Source organism: Bacillus sp. jun7, assembly GCF_051034795.1.
In the GTDB taxonomy this organism is placed as follows: Bacteria; Bacillota; Bacilli; order Bacillales; family Bacillaceae; genus Bacillus; species Bacillus velezensis.
Map to the genome: position 1 here is coordinate 2,550,177 of NZ_CP093219.1, position 22,318 is coordinate 2,572,494.

The window sequence follows — 22,318 nt, forward strand, 5'->3', positions numbered from 1 at the left end:
CGATATGGGACAGGAGATCAAGATGGATTTCCATATGGTAAAGCAGGGGACAAACTGAAGCTGTATCAAGCCCATTTTTGCAAAGTGAGGTTATGCCCTATGTGTGCGTGGCGCCGGTCGTTAAAAATTGCTTATCATAATAAATTAATTGTAGAAGAAGCTAACCGGCAGTACGGTTGCGGGTGGATCTTTCTCACGCTGACTGTCAGAAATGTAGCAGGAGAAGAGCTGAAGTCTAAGATTTCTGACATGATGAAAGGGTTTAATCGTCTCATGAAATACAAAAGGGTCGATACAGCGGTACTTGGCTATTTTAGAGCTTTAGAGATTACTAAAAATCATGAAGAAGATACATATCATCCGCATTTTCATGTGTTATTGCCTGTGAAGAGAAGTTATTTTGGCAAAAATTATATCAAGCAGGCAGAATGGACAAGTCTTTGGAAAAGGGCGATGAAACTGGACTATACGCCGATTGTTGACATTCGAAGAGTCAAGGGAAGAGCTGAAATTGATGCTGAGCAAATTGAGAGCGATGTGCGGGAAGCCATGATGGAGCAAAAAGCAGTTCTCGAAATTTCTAAATATCCTGTTAAGGACACGGATGTGGTGCGTGGCAGCAAGGTGACGGATGATAACTTAAATACTGTGTTTTACTTGGATGATGCGCTTTCTGCGCGAAGGCTGATCGGGTACGGCGGCATTTTGAAGGAGATAGGAGATACATAAAGATCTGAGATCTGAACCTTGAAGATGCGGAAGACGGCGATCTGGTTAAGATTGATGAGGAAGACGATGAGGTGGCAAACAGCGCTTTTGAGGTCATGGCTTATTGGCATCCCGGCATCAAAAATTACATAATCAAGTGAAAGGGAGCAGGCCATGTGGCTTGCTCTCTTACTTTGTGGAACCGTTATTCAATACAAGCAGAAACGATGGCCGTAATGCCAAAGAAGTCCATTATCGCCTCTTTTATTTCAGGGCTGGCTTTTGAAGCTGCTTTGGAGACTGCTTTGTTCCAAGCGGTTTTTTTACTGCGGTATTTTTTCTTGTAATAATTGTAGTACTGATATGTTTTAGTGACGAATGTCTTTACTCCACCCAAGGCTTTTATTGCCTTTTTGATCTTTAACAATTTTGCAGGAGCGAAAGCTAGGCTGGCAAGTGCGGTACCAACAGCACTTATACAACCTAGGACACCTTGAGTCTTGAATGGTTTGTCCGATTGATGAAGCTCAGTTGCAGCGGCGTTCATATCATTGATTAGCGATTGATCATCGATGTTATTTCTGAACCAATCTAAAATTGCATCAGAACCTTGGTTGACCACTGAGTCAGGTATGTTTTCAATTGCGTATAATGCTTTTTGACTAGAAAGCAAACTTGAAAATTCTTTTTCGAGATTAGTGTCTCGAACTAATGATTGATTATTCGGTGATTCAGCGGCTTCAGCGGCTGTCGTTCCAAGGATTGAAAATAAAAACACTGAAACAACTGCCAAAATAATTTTACTTCTGTACTTTAGAACAAATTTCATATTATCCCCCTTTTTTACTTGAAAATACCTTGTAAATTATAAACCATTTTACCGCTTGATTCCATAGCGGAAATTGTGTCATGATGGATTTAGGTATATAAAGTGTTTAACAGAAAGAGTGAGGGGATCAGCAATGAGTGACAAAAAATATGAATCTATACACTGGTTTGCGTCAGTACTAGCGTTTTTATTAATAATTTTGAATAGCTTTTTTACAAAAATTGAGGGTGTAACTGTTGGTATTGCGATTGTATACATAGTGATCATGGGAATTGTTAGGAGTGCATGGAAAAAAGCTAAAATAGATTAAGCAGGCCTTCAGGCCTGTTTTTTTATTGCGGTGCAAAAGAGAGAAAATTGTTATGCATGAGTGAAAAAATAAAAAAGTGGACTCGGTGAAAGTCTCCTTTTTTGTAACACGCCTGACGGAAATCGAGAGATTTAGCATGTACACAGGGTTGTGTGTATAAGTGCGCCATTTTCCGTGTGTTCTATTTCCAAAATTGCCACTACTTTTTTTGTTTAGTGGCTGCGATCATTCTTTGTGTCTCTAGCGACTTCCGTAATGCCGCAGTGAGTGTCTCGTGTCTTTCATGCTGTCTTTTTTCGAATTGTTCCATCCGTTCCGCCATTCTTTGGTTGAATTCTTGCCTGTCGCTTCATGAATTCCACCAAAGGATTGTCCTGTAGCGATGTAGCGGTATCCGATATGGTCAGTTTTGAACGATACAGGCTTGCTATATGCTTTACCGTTTCGTCGAGTGAGTGTCCATTGATCTTAGTCATTGTACATAGATACTCTAAAGTCTTTACGTCATCTTCGGTATAGAGTCGCCATCCTTTCGAATCTTTATTGAACGAGTAGCCTTGTTCTTCAAGCATACTGGCATACTTGCGGACAGTCACCGGCTCTATACCGAGGTGTTTTGCGACGTCCTTGGACGATAATTTGACTCCCATATCCATCACGAATCACCTCGTAAAATAGGTTCGCTATGGCGAGGTCAGACACCTTTAAGTGTTGCACCCTTTATTATGATTTGAGTTGTTTTGAAAAGGGTGCATTTTAAAAGTCGCTGCATACCTAAACGAGAGGAAAAATCCAGTCATGACAGGGGACTGACTGGGTTCTTTTGTGTTTGAGTTTGTTTTGGAATTTAGGAGCGGTCACGGAGTGCCCAGTTATACGCACCAAATAAATTGGGGCGTACTGGCGAAAATGACCCGCAGGGCCTTTTGATAAAGAGGAGGGGGTAGTAATGCAAGAGATTGATTTTGAAACAGGGATGAAATATGTAAGAGCAACCCTTGGCTTTGAGGGCTTAGTGCTGACGGAAGAAGAGGAAAAGCTCTTAGAAAGGCGGTTTCATGGAGAAATCACAGAAGAAGAATACATACGAAAAGCGCTAGAGCTGTCTTATTCCGGTAGTTCAAAATAAGGGATGTGAAGTTTTCGAGGGGGTGGGAAGGAGCCGAAAAAATGAATGTTGATAAGAAGAGGGAAATCCAAAGAAAATATAAAGAGCAAATGCGAAGGAAAAAAGTGACCTACACTGTAGAAGCAGTGGTTGTTACTGCGATTGTTGTGTTAATTATTTTTTTGAATTGCGTTATTAAAGGATTTTAGGGAAGCAAGCGAATAGGGCGTGAGTCAACGGTAACCGGACCGTAGGGAGGATTAAGGAGTTGACTCACTCAGCGCCACCCGAACCCTTTTAGAATGAAAAAACGCTACGGCTATATCTATGTCGACCGCGGCAATGACGGAAAAGGCACGTTTGAAAGAAAGAAAAAGAAAAGTTTTTATTGGTATAAAGACGTCATCGCCACAAACGGAGAAAGTCTGTAAGCGCAATGTTCCGGAGAAAGCCGGCAAAATTGACATTCAGCAAAGAGAGGAGGACAATAAAAGCAGAAAGGCGGGATTCATATGTTTAAAAAAATTCTTGCAGCAGTAGACGGTTCAGACATGAGCAGCAAAGCTTTGGACGCAGCGATCCATCTGGCGAAAGAACATCAGGCTGAACTCACCATTCTCTATGCGGGACGTGAAGCCGTTGTCTCCACATCAGCCTTAACAGGGATTGTCTATGTTCCGGAAAACTTCATTGAAGACATCAAACATGAAGTCGAGCAAAAAGGAGCGGCCATTCTGGAAGAGGCCAAGCAGAAAGCGGCTGAAAGCGGGGTAAATGCGGAAAGCCTGTACGTCCAAGGCGAACCTGCGCATCAAATTTTAAACATAGCGAAAGAACAGCATTTCAATCTGATTGTCGTTGGAAGCCGCGGAATCAGCGGATTTAAAGAAATGATGCTCGGAAGCGTGAGCCATAAGGTCTCACAATTGTCTCCTTGTCCTGTACTGATCGTTCATTAAACAGAAAGCCCTGCTGACGCGGGGCTTTTTTTAATGAGAAAAGACCGCCGTCTTTCGAAAAATAGGATGAAATCTTCCTCTGAATCAAGTAAAATGGCTGTTAGTATTTGTCTGAATAAACAGTCAATGATATGGGGGAAGCGAATCAATGCAAGCTGAACAAACATCAAATGCCGTCATCAAAATGGTCATTTCCATGGTCATTTTCGGATCAATCGGCTTTTTCTCGGAACATACGAATGTGCCTTCAATTGAACTGGTCTTTGTGAGATGTCTGTGCGCCTCATTGTTTCTGGGCGTTTGCTGGTTTGGTTCCGGACGGTACCGCACCGAACAATGGAACCGGCGTGAGGTGCTGCAGACACTGGCCTGCGGATTTTTTCTCGTGCTGAACTGGGTGTTTTTATTTAAATCATTTGAGGAGACATCAGTGACGATAGCGATTTCCGTTTATCATCTGGCTCCGGTTCTTGTTCTTCTCCTCGGGAGTCTCATATACCGGGAAAAACTGCATCTTGTGTCCGTCAGTTCCATCGTGATTTGTTTTCTGGGCACCGCCCTGATTTCCGGCATCAACGGAAGTACATCTTTTTCTCAGCTGATGGGATCGGGTATTATTTGGGCCGTGCTGGCCGCCCTTTTTTACGCCTTTACGACACTGGCCGGGAAAGGTATCAACAGTCTCAGCCCATATGCGGTCACCTGTTTGCAGACCGGGTTGGGCGTTATCATTCTTCTCCCGTTCGTCCGTTTCGGCGCTTTTTCTGATTTGTCGCATGTGAACTGGATCATGATTGTGTCAACCGGTATCATTCATACGGGAATTGTGTATTTGCTCTTTTTTGACAGCTTGCGGTTTTTATCCACCCGGTTTATTTCAATCATCGTATTTCTTGATCCGGCGGTGGCGATTGTGCTTGACACCGTATTTACGGGATTTCGCCCCGACCTTTATCAATCTTTGGGGATTGTGTTGATTTTTGCGGGAATGGCGCTGTCCCTGATTCGCAAGCAAAAAGCCGTGCCGGCGGAAACTCAGGCAGACAGCACCCGTATATAGGCGGCCGTACCGGCTGCTTTTTTTATTTTGGGGCTTTTCAGCCATAACGAAAAAGCAGACAAACAGATCATGGAAAAAGAGGATAGTAATTGTATAATACTCCATGTGTTTACAATTTAAGAGATTAAAGGAGTGAAGGGCATGAAAAAGAAGACGCGTCATCTCGCTTTCTTGGCTGCACTCGGCTTTGCGCTTTGTCTGGCCATTGTATGTTCCGCATCCAAGCAGGCAGAAGCGGCAGCGGCTTATCCGGATGTGATGCAGGGACTTACCGGATTCGCTGGCAATGCGAAGGATCATAACGGAAAAGCAAAATCCGCCGTATCGGGAGGCCAGGGCGGCCCCGTCGTCTACGTCAGCAATCTCAATGATCTGAAAAACAATGCGGGCGGAACGGACCGCAAAACCATCGTCATCACAAGTGATATTTCTTCCCCGGGTAAAGCCGTTGTGACAGTCGGCGCCAATAAAACCATCGTCGGCTCTTATACCAGCCACAGGCTGACCAACATCTATCTGACCACCGGCTCCGGCTCAAACAATGTGATTTTCAAAAATCTCATTATCAGCCATAATGCCGCCATTACAGGCAACAACGACATTCCGATGTACATAGCGAACGGGCAGAATTACTGGATTGACCACGTGTGGTTTGAAGGACACAGCTACAATCCGAACAGCCACAGCGATTTGGGAAAGCTTCTGTATGTCGGCGCCAAAGCGGATTTTGTGACGCTGTCTAACTCTAAATTCACAGACCATCTGTACGGCCTGATTCTCGGTTATCCGAATGATGATAACGAAGGACGCAATTATATCGGCTATCCGCATATGACGATCACCAACAACTATTTTAATAACGTCTATGTGCGTTCACCGGGCCTGATGAGATACGGCTATTTTCACGCAAAAAACAACTATGTGACCAATTTCAATTTAGGATTCACCATTCATACAAACGCGACTGTCTTCTCAGAAGCCAACTATTTCGGTAACGGAAATGAAAAAGGCGGAATGATAGACGACTACGGGACGGCCCAATTCACCGACATCGGTTCATTCCCGTCGCTCAAAGCCCCGAAATCACCGCGCACCGGCTGGAATCCGAGATCAAATTACAGCTATGGTACGCTTTCAGCCCAGGACGCCAAAAACTTCGCCCAATCCTACGCGGGAGCGCAAAATACAAATCTCCGCTATCCATAATACGAAAAACCGCCGGCTGCCGGCGGTTTTTTTATATGAATAAAAGGTTCAAAACTCCTTTAATCCTTAAAATAACCTTAAATACCTAGGAAAATATTGATAAACAATTTCAATAATATTACTATTGTTAAGCCTATATTACAAAAGAAGGAGGAGAACCTATGAAAATAGGAAAAAAGAACAAGTGGAAAAAATGGCTGGCCGGCACTCTTGCGGCAACGCTTATGATTTCCATTGCGCCTGCCGATGTATTTGCGGCAGAAACGCGTGAAGAACAAGATCAAGCGAAAACCGCCGCCATTCCGGCAGCAGACCCGGAAAAAGATCTTCCGGCGGAAAAAGCATCCGAGCAGATGCCGTTTGATCAAAAAGATATCAATCAAGACGGTGAGATCACGTCTGAAAGAACTGAGAATTCAAAACTTTATTATGAGGGCGAGGGTGTATACAAACAGGAAATCTACACAGACCCCATTCATACGAAAGAAACCGCCAATGCGGACTGGGAAGACATTTCTCCTGAATTGAAAACCGGCTCAAAGGATGTCGGGACGGAAAATACAGTGCTGAACTCCGATTTTCTGAAGCAAATGAAAAACGGATTATACGCTACATTTGAACACGGTGATCATAAGCTCACATACTCATTAACCGGCGCAAAAGGCCCCGATCAGGCTGCAATCACTCCGACAGATGCCTCAGCAAAAGTGAAGGAAGACAGCAACGAGCTTACGTATCAGCAAGTGTTTCCTGCTATTGATTTACAAACCTACACATTTAACGAAAACATAAAAGAAGACCTTGTGCTTCACAAATATGAAGGCTACAATTCCTTCACCTTTCAAATCAAAACCGACCTTCAGGCTAAAGAACAGGAAGACGGCTCGATCGCGTTTTCTGATGACAAAGACAATGTCGTCTACACCGTGCCGAAGCCTTTTATGACCGACTCAGATCTCGACGAGAAGTCAGGTGAGGTCAGCAGGTCAGAAGGTGTCAGCTTCAAGCTTGAAAAAAACAGCGAAGGCTACTTGCTGCATGTAACGGCCGATGAAAAATGGCTGAAAGATCCCAAGCGGGTTTATCCGGTATCTATTGATCCTTCCACATCAGTATCCGTGTCATCCGATACCTTTGTCATGAGTGCGTACCCGACGACAAACTACTCTGCCGCGTCGCAGAAATGGGACGCCGGATTGAAAGCGTACGTGCTGAAAACAGGTTATTATGACGGCACAACCGGAACGAACTACGCATTTATGAAGTTTGATAATCTAAAGCCGATCAAAAACATGACGGTGACAAAAGCGACGCTTAAAGCATACACAGCCCACTCCTATTACGGATCAAAGGCGACGGGGCTTTGGCTCGACACCGTAAACAGCAATTACGACAATGCCAAGATCACGTGGAAAAACAAGCCGGGCTCCAAAAACATCGGCAAAGCCGAGGTCTATAAAGGCCAATGGGCAAGCTTCGATGTCACATCCGCAGTCAAGTCGTGGAACAGCGGCGGCGCCAATTACGGCTTTAAGCTTCACACAAACGGAAACGGAAAAGAATATTGGAAAAAGCTGATGTCATCAGCAAACTCTGCTAAAAAACCATACATTGAAGTGACATACACGATTCCGAAGGCGGACACGCCGTCTGTCAAAGCGTATCATAACGGAGATTCGACAGGATTTTTCAATATCAGCTGGAAAAAAGCTGAAGGCGCCAAAAGCTATAAAGTGTGGCTTTATAACGGGAAAGAATATCAAGCCATTTCTGTCGGCAATACAACCTCTTGGAGCACAAAAGGAAAAAACATCTGGCCGACAAAAGCGGAAATCGACTCCGGCAAATATAAGCTGCATACAGACGGAAAAGGCGGAAGTGAATTAGCGCTTAATCCTTCGCCGGTCTATAAAAACTCCGGCGGCAGCTATCCGGCAAGTAAAAATTACTGGGTCGCGGTCAGCGCGGTGTTTGACCAGGGAGAAGGCGCCATGTCTGCGGCCGCCAAGCCCGTCATTCCGAATATTGGCAGAGTTCAGAAACCAAGCACGAAAGGCTTTAATAACAACAACGCCACAGGCTGGTTTGATCTTTCCTGGAAAGCCGTATCAGGCGCAGCAGGGTATAAAATGCAAGTCTTTAACGGCAAAAGCTTTGAAACGCTTGACCTCGGAAATAAAACATCCTGGTCCACAAAAAATCAAAACATCTGGCCGACAAAGGCGGAAATCAGCGCCGGAAAATATGCGCTTCACCTGAAAGACAAAAAAGGCGCGGAATTGCCGATTAACCCGGGCCCCGTTTATAAAAACGCCGGCGGAGATGCGAATCGGAAAACCTACGGATTTAAAGTCATTGCCTATAACAAAGACGGAGAAGCGATCGCCTCACCGGAATCAAGTCCGGCGCTGCCTGATATCGCAAAGCCGAAAAATCTGACAGGCTACGTCTATACGAACACGAAATCGAGCCAAACGGGTTATGTCAATCTCATATGGGATAAAGTCAAAAACGCGAAAGGCTACAAAATCAACATCTACAACGGAAAAGACTATCAATCATTCGATGTCGGGGATACCGATCATTGGACGACCCAAAATAAACACATCTGGCCGTCAGCCGATGAAGTGAAAGCGGGAAGATTCCAGCTTCACACGGACGGAAAGGGCGGCGAACTGGCGCTTGACCCTTCACCTGTTTACGAAAACGCAAACGGCAATTACAAAGGGAAGAAGAACTATTCCTTTACGCTGACCGCCTATGACGCAAATGGTGACAGTATACCGACGGCACCTTTTAACCCTGTTTTCCATGAAGGTGCGGAATTTCTCGGAACGGAAGAATTCTGGTCTATTATCGACATTCCGGACGGACAGCTGAACGGCGCGACGGGAAATGTCATCGTCAATGAAGAAGATATGTCAATCGACGGACGCGGACCGGGGCTCGGACTCTCCCGGACCTTCAACAGCCTTGACAGCTCTGACCATATGTTCGGCCAAGGCTGGTATGCCGATGCGGAAACGTCGATTCTTTCTGAAGACGGCAGAGCCGTTTATATTGATGAGGACGCGACAACACATGTCTTCACGAAAAAATCTGACGGCACGTATCAGCCGCCGACGGGTGTTTATCTCGAACTGAGGGAAACAAGCGACCAATTTGTATTAAAAACAAAGGATCAGACGAACGCTTATTTCAGCAAAAAAGGCGGCAAGCTTCAAAAAGTCGTTGACGGACACAACAACACAACCGTATACGAATATAACGACAGCAATCAGCTGACCGCCATAACAGACGCATCAGGGCGCAAGCTGACATTTACCTATGATGAAAACGGCCATGTCACATCTCTTACAGGGCCGAAAAACAAAAAGATTTCGTATTCATATGACAAAGACCTTCTCAAAAAGGTGACGGATACTGACGGCAGCGTCACAAGCTACGACTATGATGCCGAAGGGCGCCTCGTCAAGCAGTATTCCGCAAACAGCACGGATGACAAACCGCTGTTCACTGAATACCAATACAGCGGCCACCGTCTGACCAAAGCCGTCAATGCGAAAAAAGAAACGTACGACTACAGCTATGACGCGGACAAAAAAACGCTGCTCATGACGCAGCCGAACGGCCGCAAAGTGCAGTACGGCTATAATGAGGCGGGCAACCCGATTCAGATGATCGATGATGCCGAAGGGCTGAAAATCACGACCAACACTGTATACGAAGGCAACAACGTCATTCAGGACACCGATCCGAACGACGCGGATGCGGGCAAAGCGACAGAAAGCTATCAATATGATAAAGACGGCAACGTCACAGCCGTAAAAGACAACTACGGCACCGAAACGTATCAGTACAACAAAAACAATGACGTAACGAAAATGAAGGATACCGAGGGGAACATCACTGATATTGCGTACGACGGACTGGATGCCGTTTCTGAAACGGATCAAAGCGGAAAATCCTCATCCGCCGCCGTGTATGACAAATACGGTAATCTCATTCAATCAAGCAAAGAGCTGGCAGCTTCGGCAAGCCTGCTGAAAGACGGCAGCTTTGAAGCAACAAAGCTGGGCTGGAATCTCACCGCTACGAGAGACAGCGGAAGCATCGCGTCTGTAAAAGCAAGAAGCGGCGCGCTGTCCGGACAAAAAGCACTGGAGATCACCTCACAATCCGCTTCAGCCGGAACAGAGCACGGCCATGCGTCCGCAACGCAGGAAGTGCAGCTTGAGCCGAATACGACGTATACACTCAGCGGCCAAATCAAAACGGATCTGACAAAGGCGAGAGCGTATTTCAACATTGATCTGCGTGACAAAGACCAAAAACGCATTCAATGGATTCACAATGAATCAGGCGCATTAGCCGGAAAGAATGACTGGACGAAACGGCAGATTACATTTACAACACCGGCCAATGCAGGAAAAGCCATCGTCTATATGGAAGTGGATCATAAAGACAAGGACGGCAAAGGAAAAGCGTGGTTTGATCAGGTTCAGCTGGAAAAAGGCGAAGTCTCTTCAAGCTATAACCCGGTTCAAAACAGCAGTTTCACGGCCAAAACAGACGGATGGAGCACAAGCGGAACCGCCGCTGACCTTGATGAAGGCTTCGATGATGACAGCTCATTAAAAGCGTCCCGCACAAATGCATCACAAGCCAATGCGGCCGCAAAACAAACCATTACATTAGGCCAAAGCGCGGACGATAAGCCGGTATATATCACGCTGACAGGGATGTCCAAGGCTGACGGCGTAAAATTAACGAACGACAATGATTACGCGCTTCAGGCCGGCGTCACTTATGCGGACGGCACGACAGGCGTCTACACCGCCAAATTCCCGCAGGGGACACAGGAATGGAACCGGGCGGCGGCAGTCATTCCGAAAACAAAGCCGATCAATAAAATCGAAATCAGCATTCTATTCCAAAAAAGCGCCACAGGAACGGCGTGGTTTGATGATATCCGTTTAATCGAAGGAAGCATCCTGACGAAAAACACCTATGACGAAAAAGGAAACTACGTCACAAAAGAAGAAGACGAACTAGGGTATGCAAGCACTGCTTCATATGACGAGACTGGAAAGAAAATGTCTGAAACCGACGCGAAAGGCGAAACAACCGCCTACGAATACGATCAGGCCGACCAGCTGACAAAGCTGACCTTGTCAAACGGCACATCCATCCTTCACAGCTATGACAAGGAAGGAAATGAGCTGACAAAAACGATTCGGGCCGGCGCAGACCAGACCTATCAATATGAATATGACGTCATGGGCAAGCTCGTCAAAACAACCGACCCGCTCGGCAATGTATTAAAGAGTGAATATGACGCCAACAGCAACTTGACGAAAACCGTTTCCGCCAACGGCAATGAAGTGTCGCTGACCTATGACGGCACCGACCGGGTTAAGTCAAAAGCGTATAACGGCACTGAAAAATACAACTTTACCTATGACAAAAACGGCAATGAAACGTCGGTCACAAATAAAGAACAAAATACAACGAAAAAACGCACCTTTGACAACAAAAACCGCCTGACCGAATTAACCGACCGCGGCGGCAGCCAAAGCTGGACGTATCCGGCTGATTCAGATAAGCTGAAAACTTTCTCATGGAGCCACGGCGGCCAAAAAGGAACAAACAGCTTTACGTACAACAAACTTGATCAAATGATTGAAATGAAAGACGGCACTTCAGCCTATACATTTGATTATGATGAAAACGGTAATGTCCAGACATTCATCAGCGGCAATGAAGTCGGCACAAGTTTTTCATATGATGAGCGGAATCTCGTCAGCTCTCTTCATATCGGAGCCAAAAACGGCGGCAGCATCTTCCGGGAAAGCTATGAATACGACGCCAACGGCAACCGCACGGTCATCGACAGCTCAGCGGGCGGAAAGGTGCAGTACGAATACGGCAAGCTCAACCAGCTCGTCAAAGAAACCCATGAAGACGGCACCGTCATTCAATATACGTACGACGGCTTCGGCAACCGGACAAATGTTACCACCACAAAGGACGGCGCAAGCAAATCAGTCAACGCATCCTTCAACATCATGAACCAGCTGACGAAGGTGAATGACGAAGACATGTCTTATGATAAAAACGGCAACCGCATATCTGACGGCAAATACACATATACGTGGGACGCGGAAGACAACCTGACCGCCGTCACGAAAAAAGGCGAAGACAAGCCGTTCGCAACATACAAATACGATGAAAAAGGAAACAGAATCCAAAAAACCGTCAACGGAAACGTCACGAACTACTTCTACGACGGAGACAGCTTGAACGTCCTGTATGAAACAGACGCCGACAACAACGTCACAAAATCATACACGTACGGTGACAGCGGCCAGCTGTTATCCTATACAGAGAACGGCAAGAAATATTTCTATCACTACAACGCACACGGTGACGTCATCGCGATCTCAGACAGCACCGGAAAAGCCGTTGCCAAATATCAGTACGATGCGTGGGGAAATCCGACAAAAACCGAAGCAAGCGAAGAAGTAAAAGACAACCGCTACCGCTACGCAGGCTACCAATACGACGAAGAAACCGGCTTGTACTATCTCATGGCCCGCTACTACGAACCAAGAAACGGCGTATTCTTATCACTCGACCCAGACCCGGGAAGTGACGGCGATTCACTGGATCAGAATGGGTATGCATACGGAAACAACAACCCAGTCATGAACGTCGATCCGGATGGGCATTGGGTATGGCTAGCCATTAACGCCGGCTTTGCGGCTTATGATGGGTATAAGGCTTATAAATCTGGTAAGGGCTGGCGAGGTGCAGCCTGGGCAGCAGCTTCGAACTTTGGTCCTGGGAAGTTATTTAAGGGTGCTAGTCGGGCTTATAAAGCGGTTCATTCTGTCTATGTTTTAAAAAAAGGAAAGAAAGTTGTTTATGTCGGAAGATCAAAGAATCTAAAAAAACGAGCCGCTGTTCACAAAAAAAACCATCCAGATACGCGAATGGTTAAGAAAAGAGGAGGATTAACTTATGCTCAAGCAAGGGGGTTAGAGCATCGGTATTACTTAAAGTATGGAGGTAAGAAAAAACTTCGAAATAAAATCAGACCAATAAGTCGTAAAAATAAAAAATATAAGTATTATATGAGTTCTTCAAGAAGATTTTATAAGTAGAGAGGAGACTGTTCTATTGGGATATTGGGAAGAAGAATATAAAAACAAGAAAGTTTTACTTAGTGATGAAGGCTTAGATATATGTTTTGATGCTGTAGAAAAATTTTGTGAATTATATAAGAGAGAGCTGGATAGAGAACCGATATTAGAAGAATTCTTAGCAACTATAGTTACCGTAATGAATACAAATGGAGATTCTTCTTTCACAGAGTTAGTTGATAAGCGAATAGTAGAAATAAAGCCAACGACCAGGAAAGTGAAACCAATAGCTAAAGTAATACCGGGAGCTGTTATTCAAATACCTTTGGATAAGATCGGGAAGTATACTTATGCTTGGGTCATTGAAGGTGATCTATCAAAAAATAAAGACGATGACATTCTTATTCAGTATTATAATATTTTCACTGAAAATACACTTAGCAGAGAAGAAATCATTCGTCTAATGAAAGAAGAAAATAAGAAAATATTTGCGGCTAATACTGGGCACACAGGTTTTCTGCAAGGAGATTGGAAAGTAATATCCAAGATGCCTCAAGAGATCATAGAGAAAAACAGTCATTCTCAATTAAAATTTGTTTTATATGAAGACGGTAAATATCTCATAAGTGAAGGCGATTCATTTGCATCAGAAGATGAATTAGCAGAGGCAGATGAGAAAACGGGCAAGGACATCCCTAACCCATTAGGTATATTTGGACATTCGGCTGTAGAATCTATTCTCTATAAATATTTTGAAGGAATGTCAATGGAAGAAATCATAAAGAATGAATTGTAAAAGACTGATTCCTTACATTCTTGAAATTAATGTTATAGGATACTTACTGTGCAGAAACTGACAGTAGTAAGTGTTTTGAATGCTGAACGAGGCATAACATAAAAAAAATCAACCTGAATTCTATTACACAGAAAGAGATCTTACAAATAGAAAAACAATTTGAACGAATCGCATTAAACAATAGAAAACAATCAAGAAAAGTTTAGAAAAATGGGATTGGAAATTGAAGCTGCTTTTGGAAGAGTCGGAGACGAAAAGGAGATCGGAAAAGAGGTACAGCCCTCAGATTGTTTTGAGAATACCTATCATTCATTGATATTTTTTTCTGCAGCTTATTTGGATGGTACCGACTTTCACGATAATGAAGGTGGCTATTGTATAGACCATTTAGATATATGGGTTTGTGAAAAAAAGTTGTTTTCAGGTAAAGCGGGATATTTATCAGATCTAGAAAGTGATGAAGAAATCGCAAAAGAAATTCAAAATAGGATAAATGAATTGTACTTAGAAGCGGCAGAAATGATTTAAATGTTAAATGAATCCTAATCTATTAATATGAAGAGAGGTTCCCAGCCTCTCTTTTCTTACAAACAAAACCGCTTTTACGCGGGAAACCGTTTGCGGAGGTAATATGAGCACTCCTATAAATTCACAAAAAGAATCATTGAGGGCTATAGGGAATCTGGATGTGATTAACCCGCTGAAATACAACTCAATATATTCATGTGACCTAGTGAGTAAAGATATTCTTTCTCATGGATTTTATAGATTTTGAAAGCCGGATGCTTTCTAACAGTTTTACTTTAGTTGAGCCATCCTTCTTATTTGCTCTCTTTTTATTTCACACGGAATACGGCTGTGAGCTTGTGTATAAACCGCCGAAAAGAGGTACAAGATGCATCCCTTTTTTATAAAAAACACAAAGGAATCGGCAGTCTTTCAATCCCAAATATATTCCTTATTTCGTGAAGACAAAACGTTGCCCGAACAAGTATTTAAACAACGAAAACATTATCACCTATTCGAAGAATTCCACTGGGTATTGTCTGAAGAAGGCTAGGAGATGCTCAAAAGTTTGGCGCATCATCATCACGATGATTTTATCTTAATGGCTGTTCTGGAACACCCAGATGATATAAATCGGTTTTACGGGGAATTCGGATATTTTGACTGGTTAAAAATCCCCTTGAATATAACCAAAGATGAATATCTATCCATTTTAACGGATTATCCAAAACACAGTGAAGACAACTGTATCATGGAAATTGCATCTCGTGTTGTTTGGGCTTCACCGACTTTAAAGTGGGCGATTTACGGAGAGAGAGAATTTGAAATTTGTATTTTAGGCATTGATCAGGAGATTGCGGGAAAAACGTTAGAATCATGGAGGCCGTTAGATGATCATGTTTTAGACTGGATATCAGTTGTATTCCCGGATCAGACTGTTCCGGATGAATTTCAAAAAAAGCTCACCGCGCATTATAAATAAGGGGCAATGACATGAAAATAAAAATGAATAAGATAGTCGAAGAATCAATAAAAGGACGTTTCTTCCATTTTGATAACTGCGGGCGTCTGTATCTCGGACGGCATCAGAATGGCGGGCTTTCGTTTACGATCATCGACAAATCGGGCGATACGCGAGTGATTCATATCGATGAACAAATCCCGTATGAGGATATTATGCTGTTCCAACAGAGTTCGGCTGACTGGTATGTGTTGATTTTCTTTGAATCGCATGAGTATAAAGTGAAAGTGTTTTCAGCAGAAGGAACAGAACAAAGTGCATTTTCTCTCCCTTCAGGGGTTTCATGCAGTCTTTTGGATGAAAAACAAAACCTGTGGATCGGTTTAAGTGATGAAGGTATTTATAGTGATGAAAATCCTGAAGGGCACAGTGTGCTGTGCTTCACTTTAGACGGGCAGCTAAAGAAAACCCACATTGATCAACAGCTTTCAGAAATATATGCGCCCGTTGTAGATGACTGCTATGCGCTTGCAGAAAAAGATGGACTGATCTACATGCTGTATTACGCTTATACAATCATTGCTGCGTTTGATGAAACCGACGTGAAACGAGTTTGGATTGTTTCTGATAAAGCATATTCCGGGGTTTACGACCAGCTAGCGATTTCAGATGACGGGTTTTGGGTATGCAAAGATGATCATTCACTGTCTTTCATTCCGGCAGATGTCAGTCTGCCGATGCAAGAGATAACGTGCTGTGATGCGGATGGCGATGAGCTTTCCGGGCATCAGCTGAAGCTGACTGGCAATGCCATTTACGCGGTCTCGAATTCGGGGATTTATAAGCGGGATATCAGTAATGGAAAAGCATCAAAATGAGATGATGAAATCCAACAGATATTCTTTAAATGATGACGTCATCCGAAACCTGAAATTATACAAAAAAGAATTAGAGGGGCCGCTGCCTTCAGATGCAGGGAGATTCGAAGAAGACTTTGAGGGTGCTGCCTGCGCTGGGGATTTTTATGAATACTTCGCACTTGTCTGCGGCAGCTTAGATTTTGTGTTGGCGAATAAACAAATGCCTGCACGGCAGCGTAAAGCCTTATATAAATCCTTTTTTGAGCTGTATCCGCAATATGCGCAGCTGAAAAACGCTTTAATGGATTATCCGGAGCTCAGCCGGGAAATCGGGCGGCATGAACGGGCCAGGAGGCTGTTAGTCAGCATTTTAAACAAGAAATGAAAGGCAGGCTTCTGACGTGAAAGAACCAACAATAGCAGAATGTCTGAAAAAGGCTGGTCTGATCCTGAACGGTCAAGCGGCGAGGGAAGAAGTGTCGGATTGGGCGTCTGAGTATGTGAGTGCAGGTGATCCGGCGGTTGAGGACGAAACCGTTTGGGAGATGCTCGTATATTTGAGCGGGTTTGATCTGAAAGATTCGCCTGATGCGTATCTGCATACGTTAGAAGAATTAAGAGATTGGATGCAGGAATATAAAGAAGTTCATGGGGGTTTGTAAGAAAAAAATTCATTTGAGTCAGACATGTCAATTCAGGTGAAAAAAAGGAGGCGCAAAATGGAATGGCACAAACATGAGAAAGCAGTTCTGCCGGGGCCGGATTCGCCGGGTTGTTTTGAATTGACGGAGTTTACGTTCTATACCGGGTATAACGAGTATTATGATAAAATCCCGGTGTTTGAGCTGAAGCTGACGGACGGACAGTATGATGCCGTGCTGCGCTTTGAGGATGTGAGGTCTGCCCGGCTGGATGATCTTGGACATCCATCTGGATATAGCCCGGTCGACAGCGGCTGGGAATCGATCCGCTACTATGTCGATGGCGGGGAAGGAAGCATGAGCTTTTATTGCGCCAAATGGGTCGTGCTCGACATGAAGAAAAAGCAGTCCCCCGAACGGCCCGGCAAAACGTCAGGGTAAAGCGGCGGTATTTCGCGTATAATGAGGGGAGCCGGACAGAGAAGGAGTTTAGTCATGAATGAGTTTAATGAATATGCGATCAGCCCCGAGATCCGACGGGCGCTGAATGGCTTGCAATACACCGAGCCGACTGAAGTGCAGCGGCGCGTCATCCCCGCCGCGCTGCAAAAAAAAGACCTCGTCGTCAAATCGCAGACGGGCAGCGGCAAAACCGCGGCTTTCGGCATTCCGATCTGCGAGCTTGCGGAGTGGGAGGAAAACAAACCGCAGGCCCTGATTTTAACGCCGACCCGCGAGCTTGCGGCGCAGATTAAAGAAGATATCACGAATATCGGCCGTTTCAAACGGATAAAAGCCACGGCGGTTTTCGGAAAAGCTTCTTTTGACAAACAGAAAACCGAACTGAAGCAAAAAAGCCACGTCGTTGCCGGAACACCGGGACGTGTGCTTGATCACATAGAAAAAGGGACGCTGCCGCTTGAGCGGCTGGCGTATGTGGTGATTGACGAAGCGGATGAAATGCTGAATATGGGATTTATTGAACAGGTGGAAGCCATCATTCAGCATCTGCCGAAAAACAGAGTCACCATGCTGTTTTCAGCGACGCTGCCGGATGACGTCGAGAAGCTGAGCCGCACATATATGAAAGACCCTGAATTGATTGAAGTAAAAGCGGAAGGCCTGACGACAAAAGACATCGAGCATTTTGTCACCAGAACAGAAGAAGAAGACAAAACATCTTTGCTGCGTGATGTTCTGATCACCGAAAACCCGGACAGCTGCATCATATTCTGCCGGACAAAAGAAAGGGTCATCCAGTTAACCGATGAGCTGGACAGGCTGGGCTACCCTTGCGATAAAATTCACGGCGGCATGGTGCAGGAAGACCGCTTTGACGTCATGAATGAATTCAAGCGCGGCGAGTTCCGCTATCTCATTGCGACCGACGTTGCCGCCAGAGGAATTGATATCGAAAACATCAGCCTCGTCATCAATTATGATATTCCGCTTGAAAAAGAAAGCTATGTGCACCGCACAGGCAGAACGGGCCGCGCCGGACACCGCGGACGGGCCGTTACGTTTGTGACGCCGTCTGAATCGCGGTTTCTGAATGACATTGAGACATATATCGGTTTCCGCATCCAAAAGCGGGAAGCGCCGTCGGAAAAAGAAACAGCGGAACGGAAAGCGGCATTTGCGGAAAAATTGAACGCCCGCCCCGATGTCAAAACAGACAAAAGCGAACAGTTAAACAAAGACATCATGAAACTGTATTTTAACGGCGGGAAAAAGAAAAAACTCAGAGCGGTCGATTTTGTCGGGACGATCGCGAAAATCGACGGCGTTTCAGCCGATGATATCGGGATTATCACGATTCTGGACAACGCATCGTACGTCGAAATTCTGAACGGCAAAGGCCCGCACGTTCTTGACATCATGAAAAATACGACGGTCAAAGGCAAAAAACTGAAAGTCCATAAAGCCAAGAAATAAAAAAAGAAAGCCTGCCGCGTGCAGGCTTTTTTTACGCCGTTTCCTCAGGCACAAACGCAAGGATGGCAATGCCGATCACAAATAACAAAATCAGGCTGAACACGGCGGCTGACGAATTTCCGGTCAGCTGGGCGGTCACGGCAATCAAAAGCGGGCCGATAATTGAAGCGAACTTGCCGAAAATATTATAAAAGCCGAAAAACTCATTGGCGTTCTGTTTGGGGACAAGCTTGGCAAAGTAAGAGCGGCTCAGCGCCTGAATACCGCCTTGGGAAGTGGCGACAAGCATAGCCAAAACCCAGAAATCAAAAGCGGAATCCATAAAATAAGCATACGTGCAGACAATCATATACACGCCGATGCCGGCATAAAGCATTGTTTTTCCCTTAAACCGTTCGGCCAGCCGCCCGTACAAAATTGAAAAAGGGGCGGCGACGACCTGAGTGACAAATAAAACAATCAGCAGATTTGCCGCGCTGATACCGAGGTCAGCCCCGTATGACGTGGACATCGTAATGATGGTGCCGACCCCGTCGATGTAGAAGAAATAGGCGAGCAGAAACAAAAACAGCGCCCGGTGCTTCCTGATCTGCTTCAGCGTGCCGGCCAGCCGTATAAAACTGCTGATCACAAGCCGCGGCTCCCTCTCGATATAATAGCGCTGGCGGACGCGGAGAAGGAGCGGAATCGAAAACAGCCCCCACCATGCCGCCGTAATTAAAAAGGCAATGCGGCCCGCAGTCTGGGCGGACAGCGGAATCACCTCCGCTTGTGCTGAAAGAATCACGGCAATGCTCAGGAGAAAAGGGATTGTACTGCCGATATAGCCCAGTCCAAACCCCCTGGCGGACACCATATTCATCCGCTCCTTTGCGGCCACATCAACGAGAAACGCATCATAAAACACATTAGATCCGGCAAAGCCGATCGTGGAAATCGTATAACAAATTAATAACAGCATCCAAGATTCGCCGGGAATCAAAGCCAGCGCGGCGGTGCCCGCCACACCGATCAGAAAAAAGAAGGCAAAAAACCGTTTCTTGCATCCTTTGTAGTCGGCAATCGTTCCTAAGACGGGGCTGAGCATCGCCAAAATAAAAGTCGCGGCGGCAATCGTATAGCCCAAATAAGCGGTGGAATCAGCTGCGCTGACGCCGTTTTCCGCCGCCGCCGCTTTAAAAAACAAGGGGAACACCGCCGTCATAATAATGACCGAATAAGCTGAATTGGCCCAATCATACAGCATCCAGCTGCTTTCTTCTTTCGAAAACTGTTTCATCACACACGCTCCTTCCCAAAAACCGGTTCTCTGCATTATATGCGCCTCTGCCTCATCGTTGGACAATGATTTCTGAACGGCGTTTTCTGATTGACCTGGAGAAATTGACCTGGTACAAAAAGGATGTACAATCAAGGTGCAGCAGGTAAATGGTCAGGCGGGAGGGAGACGGAATTGAAGATTGCGAAAGTCATTAATAATAATGTCGTCAGTGTGCTCAAAGAAGGCAATCAGGAATTGGTCATCATGGGCCGGGGCATTGTTTTTCAAAGAAAACGGGAGATCCGGCAGATGAAGCCCGCATTGAGAAAGTATTCACCCTCGATAACAAAGATGTATCCGAAAAGTTCAAAACCCTTTTGTATGATATTCCGATCGAGTGTATGGAAGTATCCGAGGAGATTATCAGCTATGCGAAATTACAGCTCGGCAAAAAGCTCAACGACAGCATCTATGTGTCGCTGACCGATCATATTAACTTTGCGATCCAGCGCAATAAGAAAGGGCTGGATATCAAAAACGCCTTGCTGTGGGAAACGAAACGGCTGTACAAAGACGAATTTGCAATCGGCAAACAAGCGTTGGCCATGGTGAAAAACAAGACTGGCGTGTCTCTGCCGGAGGATGAAGCATGCTTTATTGCGCTGCATATTGTAAATGCCGAGCTGAATGAAGAGATGCCCAATATCATCAACATTACAAAAGTCATGCAAGAGATTTTGAGGATCGTAAAATACCATTTTAAGATTGAATTCAACGAAGAATCGCTTCACTATTATCGGTTTGTCACCCACATAAAGTTTTTCGCGCAGCGTCTTTTTAACGGCACACATATGGAAAGCCAGGACGACTTTTTGCTGGAGACAGTGAAAGAAAAATATCATCGGGCGTATGAATGCACGAAGAAAATCCAAACATGCATTGAGAGGGCGTATGAGCACAAGCTCACCAGTGACGAGCTGCTGTATTTAACGATTCACATAGAAAGGGTAGTCAAACAAGCATAATGAAAGCGTTGGCATTTTTGTTTTCTTGTATTCATTTTTTCTTACATTCACATATGATCTTGTTAGGATTGTTACTCATAAGCAGGCAAAACCTAAATTACAATGAGTGCGGATCATCTCTTACTGTGCTGATGGTAATTTAGGTTTTTTAAGATTCATTATTATCATTATTCTGACCGATGTTCCCTTTTAACAGAATCATGTATGATCGATAAAGAAATCGCTAAAGAAAGGGGAATGCCAACATGTTTTATCGTATGAAACGAGTGCTGCTCATTCTTGTCACTGGATTGTTTTTGAGTTTGTGTGCGATCACTTCTGCTGCATCAGCTCAAACAGGCGGATCGTTTTTTGAACCTTTTAACAGCTATAACTCCGGTTTCTGGCAAAAAGCAAATGGTTACTCCAATGGAGATATGTTCAACTGCACTTGGCGTGCAAATAATGTATCCGTGACGTCATCAGGTGAAATGCGTTTGGCGCTGACAAGCCCGTCTTATAACAAGTTTGACTGCGGGGAGAACCGCTCCGCTCAAACCTATGGCTATGGACTTTATGAAGTCAGAATGAAACCGGCTAAAAACACGGGGATCGTTTCATCGTTCTTCACTTATACAGGTCCAACGGATGGTACCCCTTGGGATGAGATTGATATCGAATTTTTAGGAAAAGATACGACAAAGGTTCAATTTAATTATTATACAAATGGCGCGGGAAACCATGAGAAGGTTGCGGATCTCGGATTTGACGCGGCCAATGCCTATCATACGTATGCGTTCGATTGGCAGCCGAACTCTATTAAATGGTATGTCGATGGGCAATTAAAACATACTGCGACAAGCCAAATCCCGACAACACCGGGAAAGATCATGATGAACTTGTGGAATGGGATAGGTGTCGATGACTGGCTCGGTTCCTACAATGGTGTAAATCCGCTATACGCTCATTATGACTGGGTGCGCTATACAAAAAAATAATGTACAGAAAAGGATTTCCGCCAGCGGAAA

The 22,318-nt window shown here is 44.9% G+C and carries 19 protein-coding genes and 4 pseudogenes; 20 read left to right on the top strand and 3 right to left on the bottom strand.

Annotated elements, in window-relative coordinates; all coding sequences use genetic code 11:
- Positions 1–51: 51 nt before the first annotated feature.
- A pseudogene (locus MJQ52_RS12390) lies at positions 52–869 on the top strand (protein rep); the annotation flags it as partial.
- Positions 870–913: 44 nt separating this feature from the next.
- Here the strand turns inward: MJQ52_RS12390 and MJQ52_RS12395 are convergent.
- Positions 914–1,537: a hypothetical protein gene (locus MJQ52_RS12395; RefSeq protein WP_032875613.1), complete on the bottom strand. Its 624-nt coding sequence runs from the start codon at positions 1,535–1,537 to the stop codon at positions 914–916.
- 133 nt (positions 1,538–1,670) lie between these two features.
- Between MJQ52_RS12395 and MJQ52_RS12400 the strand changes: the two genes are divergently transcribed.
- Positions 1,671–1,847, top strand: coding sequence for a hypothetical protein (locus MJQ52_RS12400; RefSeq protein WP_154066744.1), 177 nt, complete (start codon positions 1,671–1,673; stop codon positions 1,845–1,847).
- Positions 1,848–2,128: 281 nt separating this feature from the next.
- On the opposite strand, the gene MJQ52_RS12405 is transcribed toward MJQ52_RS12400, so the two are convergent.
- Positions 2,129–2,503, bottom strand: coding sequence for a MerR family transcriptional regulator (locus MJQ52_RS12405; RefSeq protein WP_390892594.1), 375 nt, complete (start codon positions 2,501–2,503; stop codon positions 2,129–2,131).
- Positions 2,504–2,796: 293 nt separating this feature from the next.
- Here MJQ52_RS12405 and MJQ52_RS12410 point away from each other — a divergent pair, with 293 nt between their 5' ends.
- From MJQ52_RS12410 to MJQ52_RS12485, 16 genes and pseudogenes are all read left to right on the top strand, one after another.
- Positions 2,797–2,976 carry a hypothetical protein gene (locus MJQ52_RS12410; protein ID WP_042635622.1) on the top strand — a complete coding sequence of 60 codons (180 nt, stop codon included), beginning with the start codon at positions 2,797–2,799 and terminating at the stop codon, positions 2,974–2,976.
- A 41-nt stretch (positions 2,977–3,017) separates the two neighbouring features.
- Positions 3,018–3,164 (top strand): hypothetical protein, encoded by a 147-nt coding sequence (locus MJQ52_RS12415; protein WP_024085986.1) that lies wholly within the window; start codon positions 3,018–3,020, stop codon positions 3,162–3,164.
- Between the two features lie 93 nt (positions 3,165–3,257).
- Positions 3,258–3,386 (top strand): annotated as a pseudogene (locus tag MJQ52_RS12420) (family 1 glycosylhydrolase); the annotation flags it as partial.
- Positions 3,387–3,467: 81 nt separating this feature from the next.
- Positions 3,468–3,914 (top strand): universal stress protein, encoded by a 447-nt coding sequence (locus tag MJQ52_RS12425; protein ID WP_094247369.1) that lies wholly within the window; start codon positions 3,468–3,470, stop codon positions 3,912–3,914.
- A gap of 148 nt (positions 3,915–4,062) precedes the next feature.
- Positions 4,063–4,974 carry a DMT family transporter gene (locus MJQ52_RS12430; RefSeq protein WP_094247370.1) on the top strand — a complete coding sequence of 304 codons (912 nt, stop codon included), beginning with the start codon at positions 4,063–4,065 and terminating at the stop codon, positions 4,972–4,974.
- Positions 4,975–5,115: 141 nt separating this feature from the next.
- A complete protein-coding gene (locus tag MJQ52_RS12435; RefSeq protein WP_014306116.1) occupies positions 5,116–6,180 on the top strand; it encodes a polysaccharide lyase family 1 protein in 1,065 nt (354 codons plus the stop codon).
- Between the two features lie 161 nt (positions 6,181–6,341).
- Positions 6,342–13,346, top strand: a complete 7,005-nt coding sequence (locus MJQ52_RS12440) for a DNRLRE domain-containing protein (protein WP_094247372.1) — start codon at positions 6,342–6,344, stop codon at positions 13,344–13,346.
- A gap of 16 nt (positions 13,347–13,362) precedes the next feature.
- Positions 13,363–14,121 (top strand): Imm26 family immunity protein, encoded by a 759-nt coding sequence (locus MJQ52_RS12445; RefSeq protein WP_094247373.1) that lies wholly within the window; start codon positions 13,363–13,365, stop codon positions 14,119–14,121.
- Between the two features lie 210 nt (positions 14,122–14,331).
- Positions 14,332–14,649, top strand: a complete 318-nt coding sequence (locus MJQ52_RS12450) for a hypothetical protein (RefSeq protein WP_102422084.1) — start codon at positions 14,332–14,334, stop codon at positions 14,647–14,649.
- Positions 14,650–14,903: 254 nt separating this feature from the next.
- A complete protein-coding gene (locus MJQ52_RS12455) occupies positions 14,904–15,035 on the top strand; it encodes a hypothetical protein (RefSeq protein WP_434181929.1) in 132 nt (43 codons plus the stop codon).
- Positions 15,017–15,610 (top strand): annotated as a pseudogene (locus MJQ52_RS12460) (hypothetical protein). Before MJQ52_RS12455 ends, MJQ52_RS12460 begins: the two are co-directional and overlap by 19 nt.
- 11 nt (positions 15,611–15,621) lie before the next feature.
- Complete coding sequence (locus MJQ52_RS12465) at positions 15,622–16,467, top strand: DNA-binding protein (RefSeq protein WP_094247374.1); 846 nt, start codon at positions 15,622–15,624, stop codon at positions 16,465–16,467.
- A 1-nt stretch (position 16,468) separates the two neighbouring features.
- Complete coding sequence (locus MJQ52_RS12470; protein WP_094247914.1) at positions 16,469–16,834, top strand: YxiJ family protein; 366 nt, start codon at positions 16,469–16,471, stop codon at positions 16,832–16,834.
- A 16-nt stretch (positions 16,835–16,850) separates the two neighbouring features.
- Positions 16,851–17,111, top strand: a complete 261-nt coding sequence (locus MJQ52_RS12475; RefSeq protein ID WP_043867552.1) for a hypothetical protein — start codon at positions 16,851–16,853, stop codon at positions 17,109–17,111.
- 57 nt (positions 17,112–17,168) lie between these two features.
- Positions 17,169–17,531 carry a hypothetical protein gene (locus MJQ52_RS12480; RefSeq protein WP_094247375.1) on the top strand — a complete coding sequence of 121 codons (363 nt, stop codon included), beginning with the start codon at positions 17,169–17,171 and terminating at the stop codon, positions 17,529–17,531.
- A 54-nt stretch (positions 17,532–17,585) separates the two neighbouring features.
- Positions 17,586–19,025, top strand: a complete 1,440-nt coding sequence (locus MJQ52_RS12485; protein ID WP_007407785.1) for a DEAD/DEAH box helicase — start codon at positions 17,586–17,588, stop codon at positions 19,023–19,025.
- Between the two features lie 31 nt (positions 19,026–19,056).
- On the opposite strand, the gene MJQ52_RS12490 is transcribed toward MJQ52_RS12485, so the two are convergent.
- Positions 19,057–20,307: an MFS transporter gene (locus MJQ52_RS12490; RefSeq protein ID WP_094247915.1), complete on the bottom strand. Its 1,251-nt coding sequence runs from the start codon at positions 20,305–20,307 to the stop codon at positions 19,057–19,059.
- A 171-nt stretch (positions 20,308–20,478) separates the two neighbouring features.
- On the opposite strand from MJQ52_RS12490, the pseudogene licT reads away from it, so the two are divergent.
- Positions 20,479–21,311 (top strand): annotated as a pseudogene (gene licT, locus MJQ52_RS12495) (BglG family transcription antiterminator LicT).
- A gap of 245 nt (positions 21,312–21,556) precedes the next feature.
- Positions 21,557–22,288, top strand: a complete 732-nt coding sequence (gene bglS, locus MJQ52_RS12500) for a beta-glucanase (RefSeq protein ID WP_003150769.1) — start codon at positions 21,557–21,559, stop codon at positions 22,286–22,288.
- Positions 22,289–22,318 lie beyond the last annotated feature (30 nt).

Excerpts from the sequence above, each read along its gene's own strand:
- MJQ52_RS12395 (WP_032875613.1), bottom strand. The coding sequence starts at position 1,537 with ATGAAATTTGTTCTAAAGTACAGAAGTAAAATTATTTTGGCAGTTGTT.
- MJQ52_RS12400 (WP_154066744.1), top strand. The coding sequence starts at position 1,671 with ATGAGTGACAAAAAATATGAATCTATACACTGGTTTGCGTCAGTACTA.
- MJQ52_RS12405 (WP_390892594.1), bottom strand. The coding sequence starts at position 2,503 with ATGGATATGGGAGTCAAATTATCGTCCAAGGACGTCGCAAAACACCTC.
- MJQ52_RS12410 (WP_042635622.1), top strand. The coding sequence starts at position 2,797 with ATGCAAGAGATTGATTTTGAAACAGGGATGAAATATGTAAGAGCAACC.
- MJQ52_RS12415 (WP_024085986.1), top strand. The coding sequence starts at position 3,018 with ATGAATGTTGATAAGAAGAGGGAAATCCAAAGAAAATATAAAGAGCAA.
- MJQ52_RS12425 (WP_094247369.1), top strand. The coding sequence starts at position 3,468 with ATGTTTAAAAAAATTCTTGCAGCAGTAGACGGTTCAGACATGAGCAGC.
- MJQ52_RS12430 (WP_094247370.1), top strand. The coding sequence starts at position 4,063 with ATGCAAGCTGAACAAACATCAAATGCCGTCATCAAAATGGTCATTTCC.
- MJQ52_RS12435 (WP_014306116.1), top strand. The coding sequence starts at position 5,116 with ATGAAAAAGAAGACGCGTCATCTCGCTTTCTTGGCTGCACTCGGCTTT.
- MJQ52_RS12440 (WP_094247372.1), top strand. The coding sequence starts at position 6,342 with ATGAAAATAGGAAAAAAGAACAAGTGGAAAAAATGGCTGGCCGGCACT.
- MJQ52_RS12450 (WP_102422084.1), top strand. The coding sequence starts at position 14,332 with ATGGGATTGGAAATTGAAGCTGCTTTTGGAAGAGTCGGAGACGAAAAG.
- MJQ52_RS12455 (WP_434181929.1), top strand. The coding sequence starts at position 14,904 with ATGCTTTCTAACAGTTTTACTTTAGTTGAGCCATCCTTCTTATTTGCT.
- MJQ52_RS12465 (WP_094247374.1), top strand. The coding sequence starts at position 15,622 with ATGAAAATAAAAATGAATAAGATAGTCGAAGAATCAATAAAAGGACGT.
- MJQ52_RS12470 (WP_094247914.1), top strand. The coding sequence starts at position 16,469 with ATGATGAAATCCAACAGATATTCTTTAAATGATGACGTCATCCGAAAC.
- MJQ52_RS12480 (WP_094247375.1), top strand. The coding sequence starts at position 17,169 with ATGGAATGGCACAAACATGAGAAAGCAGTTCTGCCGGGGCCGGATTCG.
- MJQ52_RS12485 (WP_007407785.1), top strand. The coding sequence starts at position 17,586 with ATGAATGAGTTTAATGAATATGCGATCAGCCCCGAGATCCGACGGGCG.
- bglS (WP_003150769.1), top strand. The coding sequence starts at position 21,557 with ATGTTTTATCGTATGAAACGAGTGCTGCTCATTCTTGTCACTGGATTG.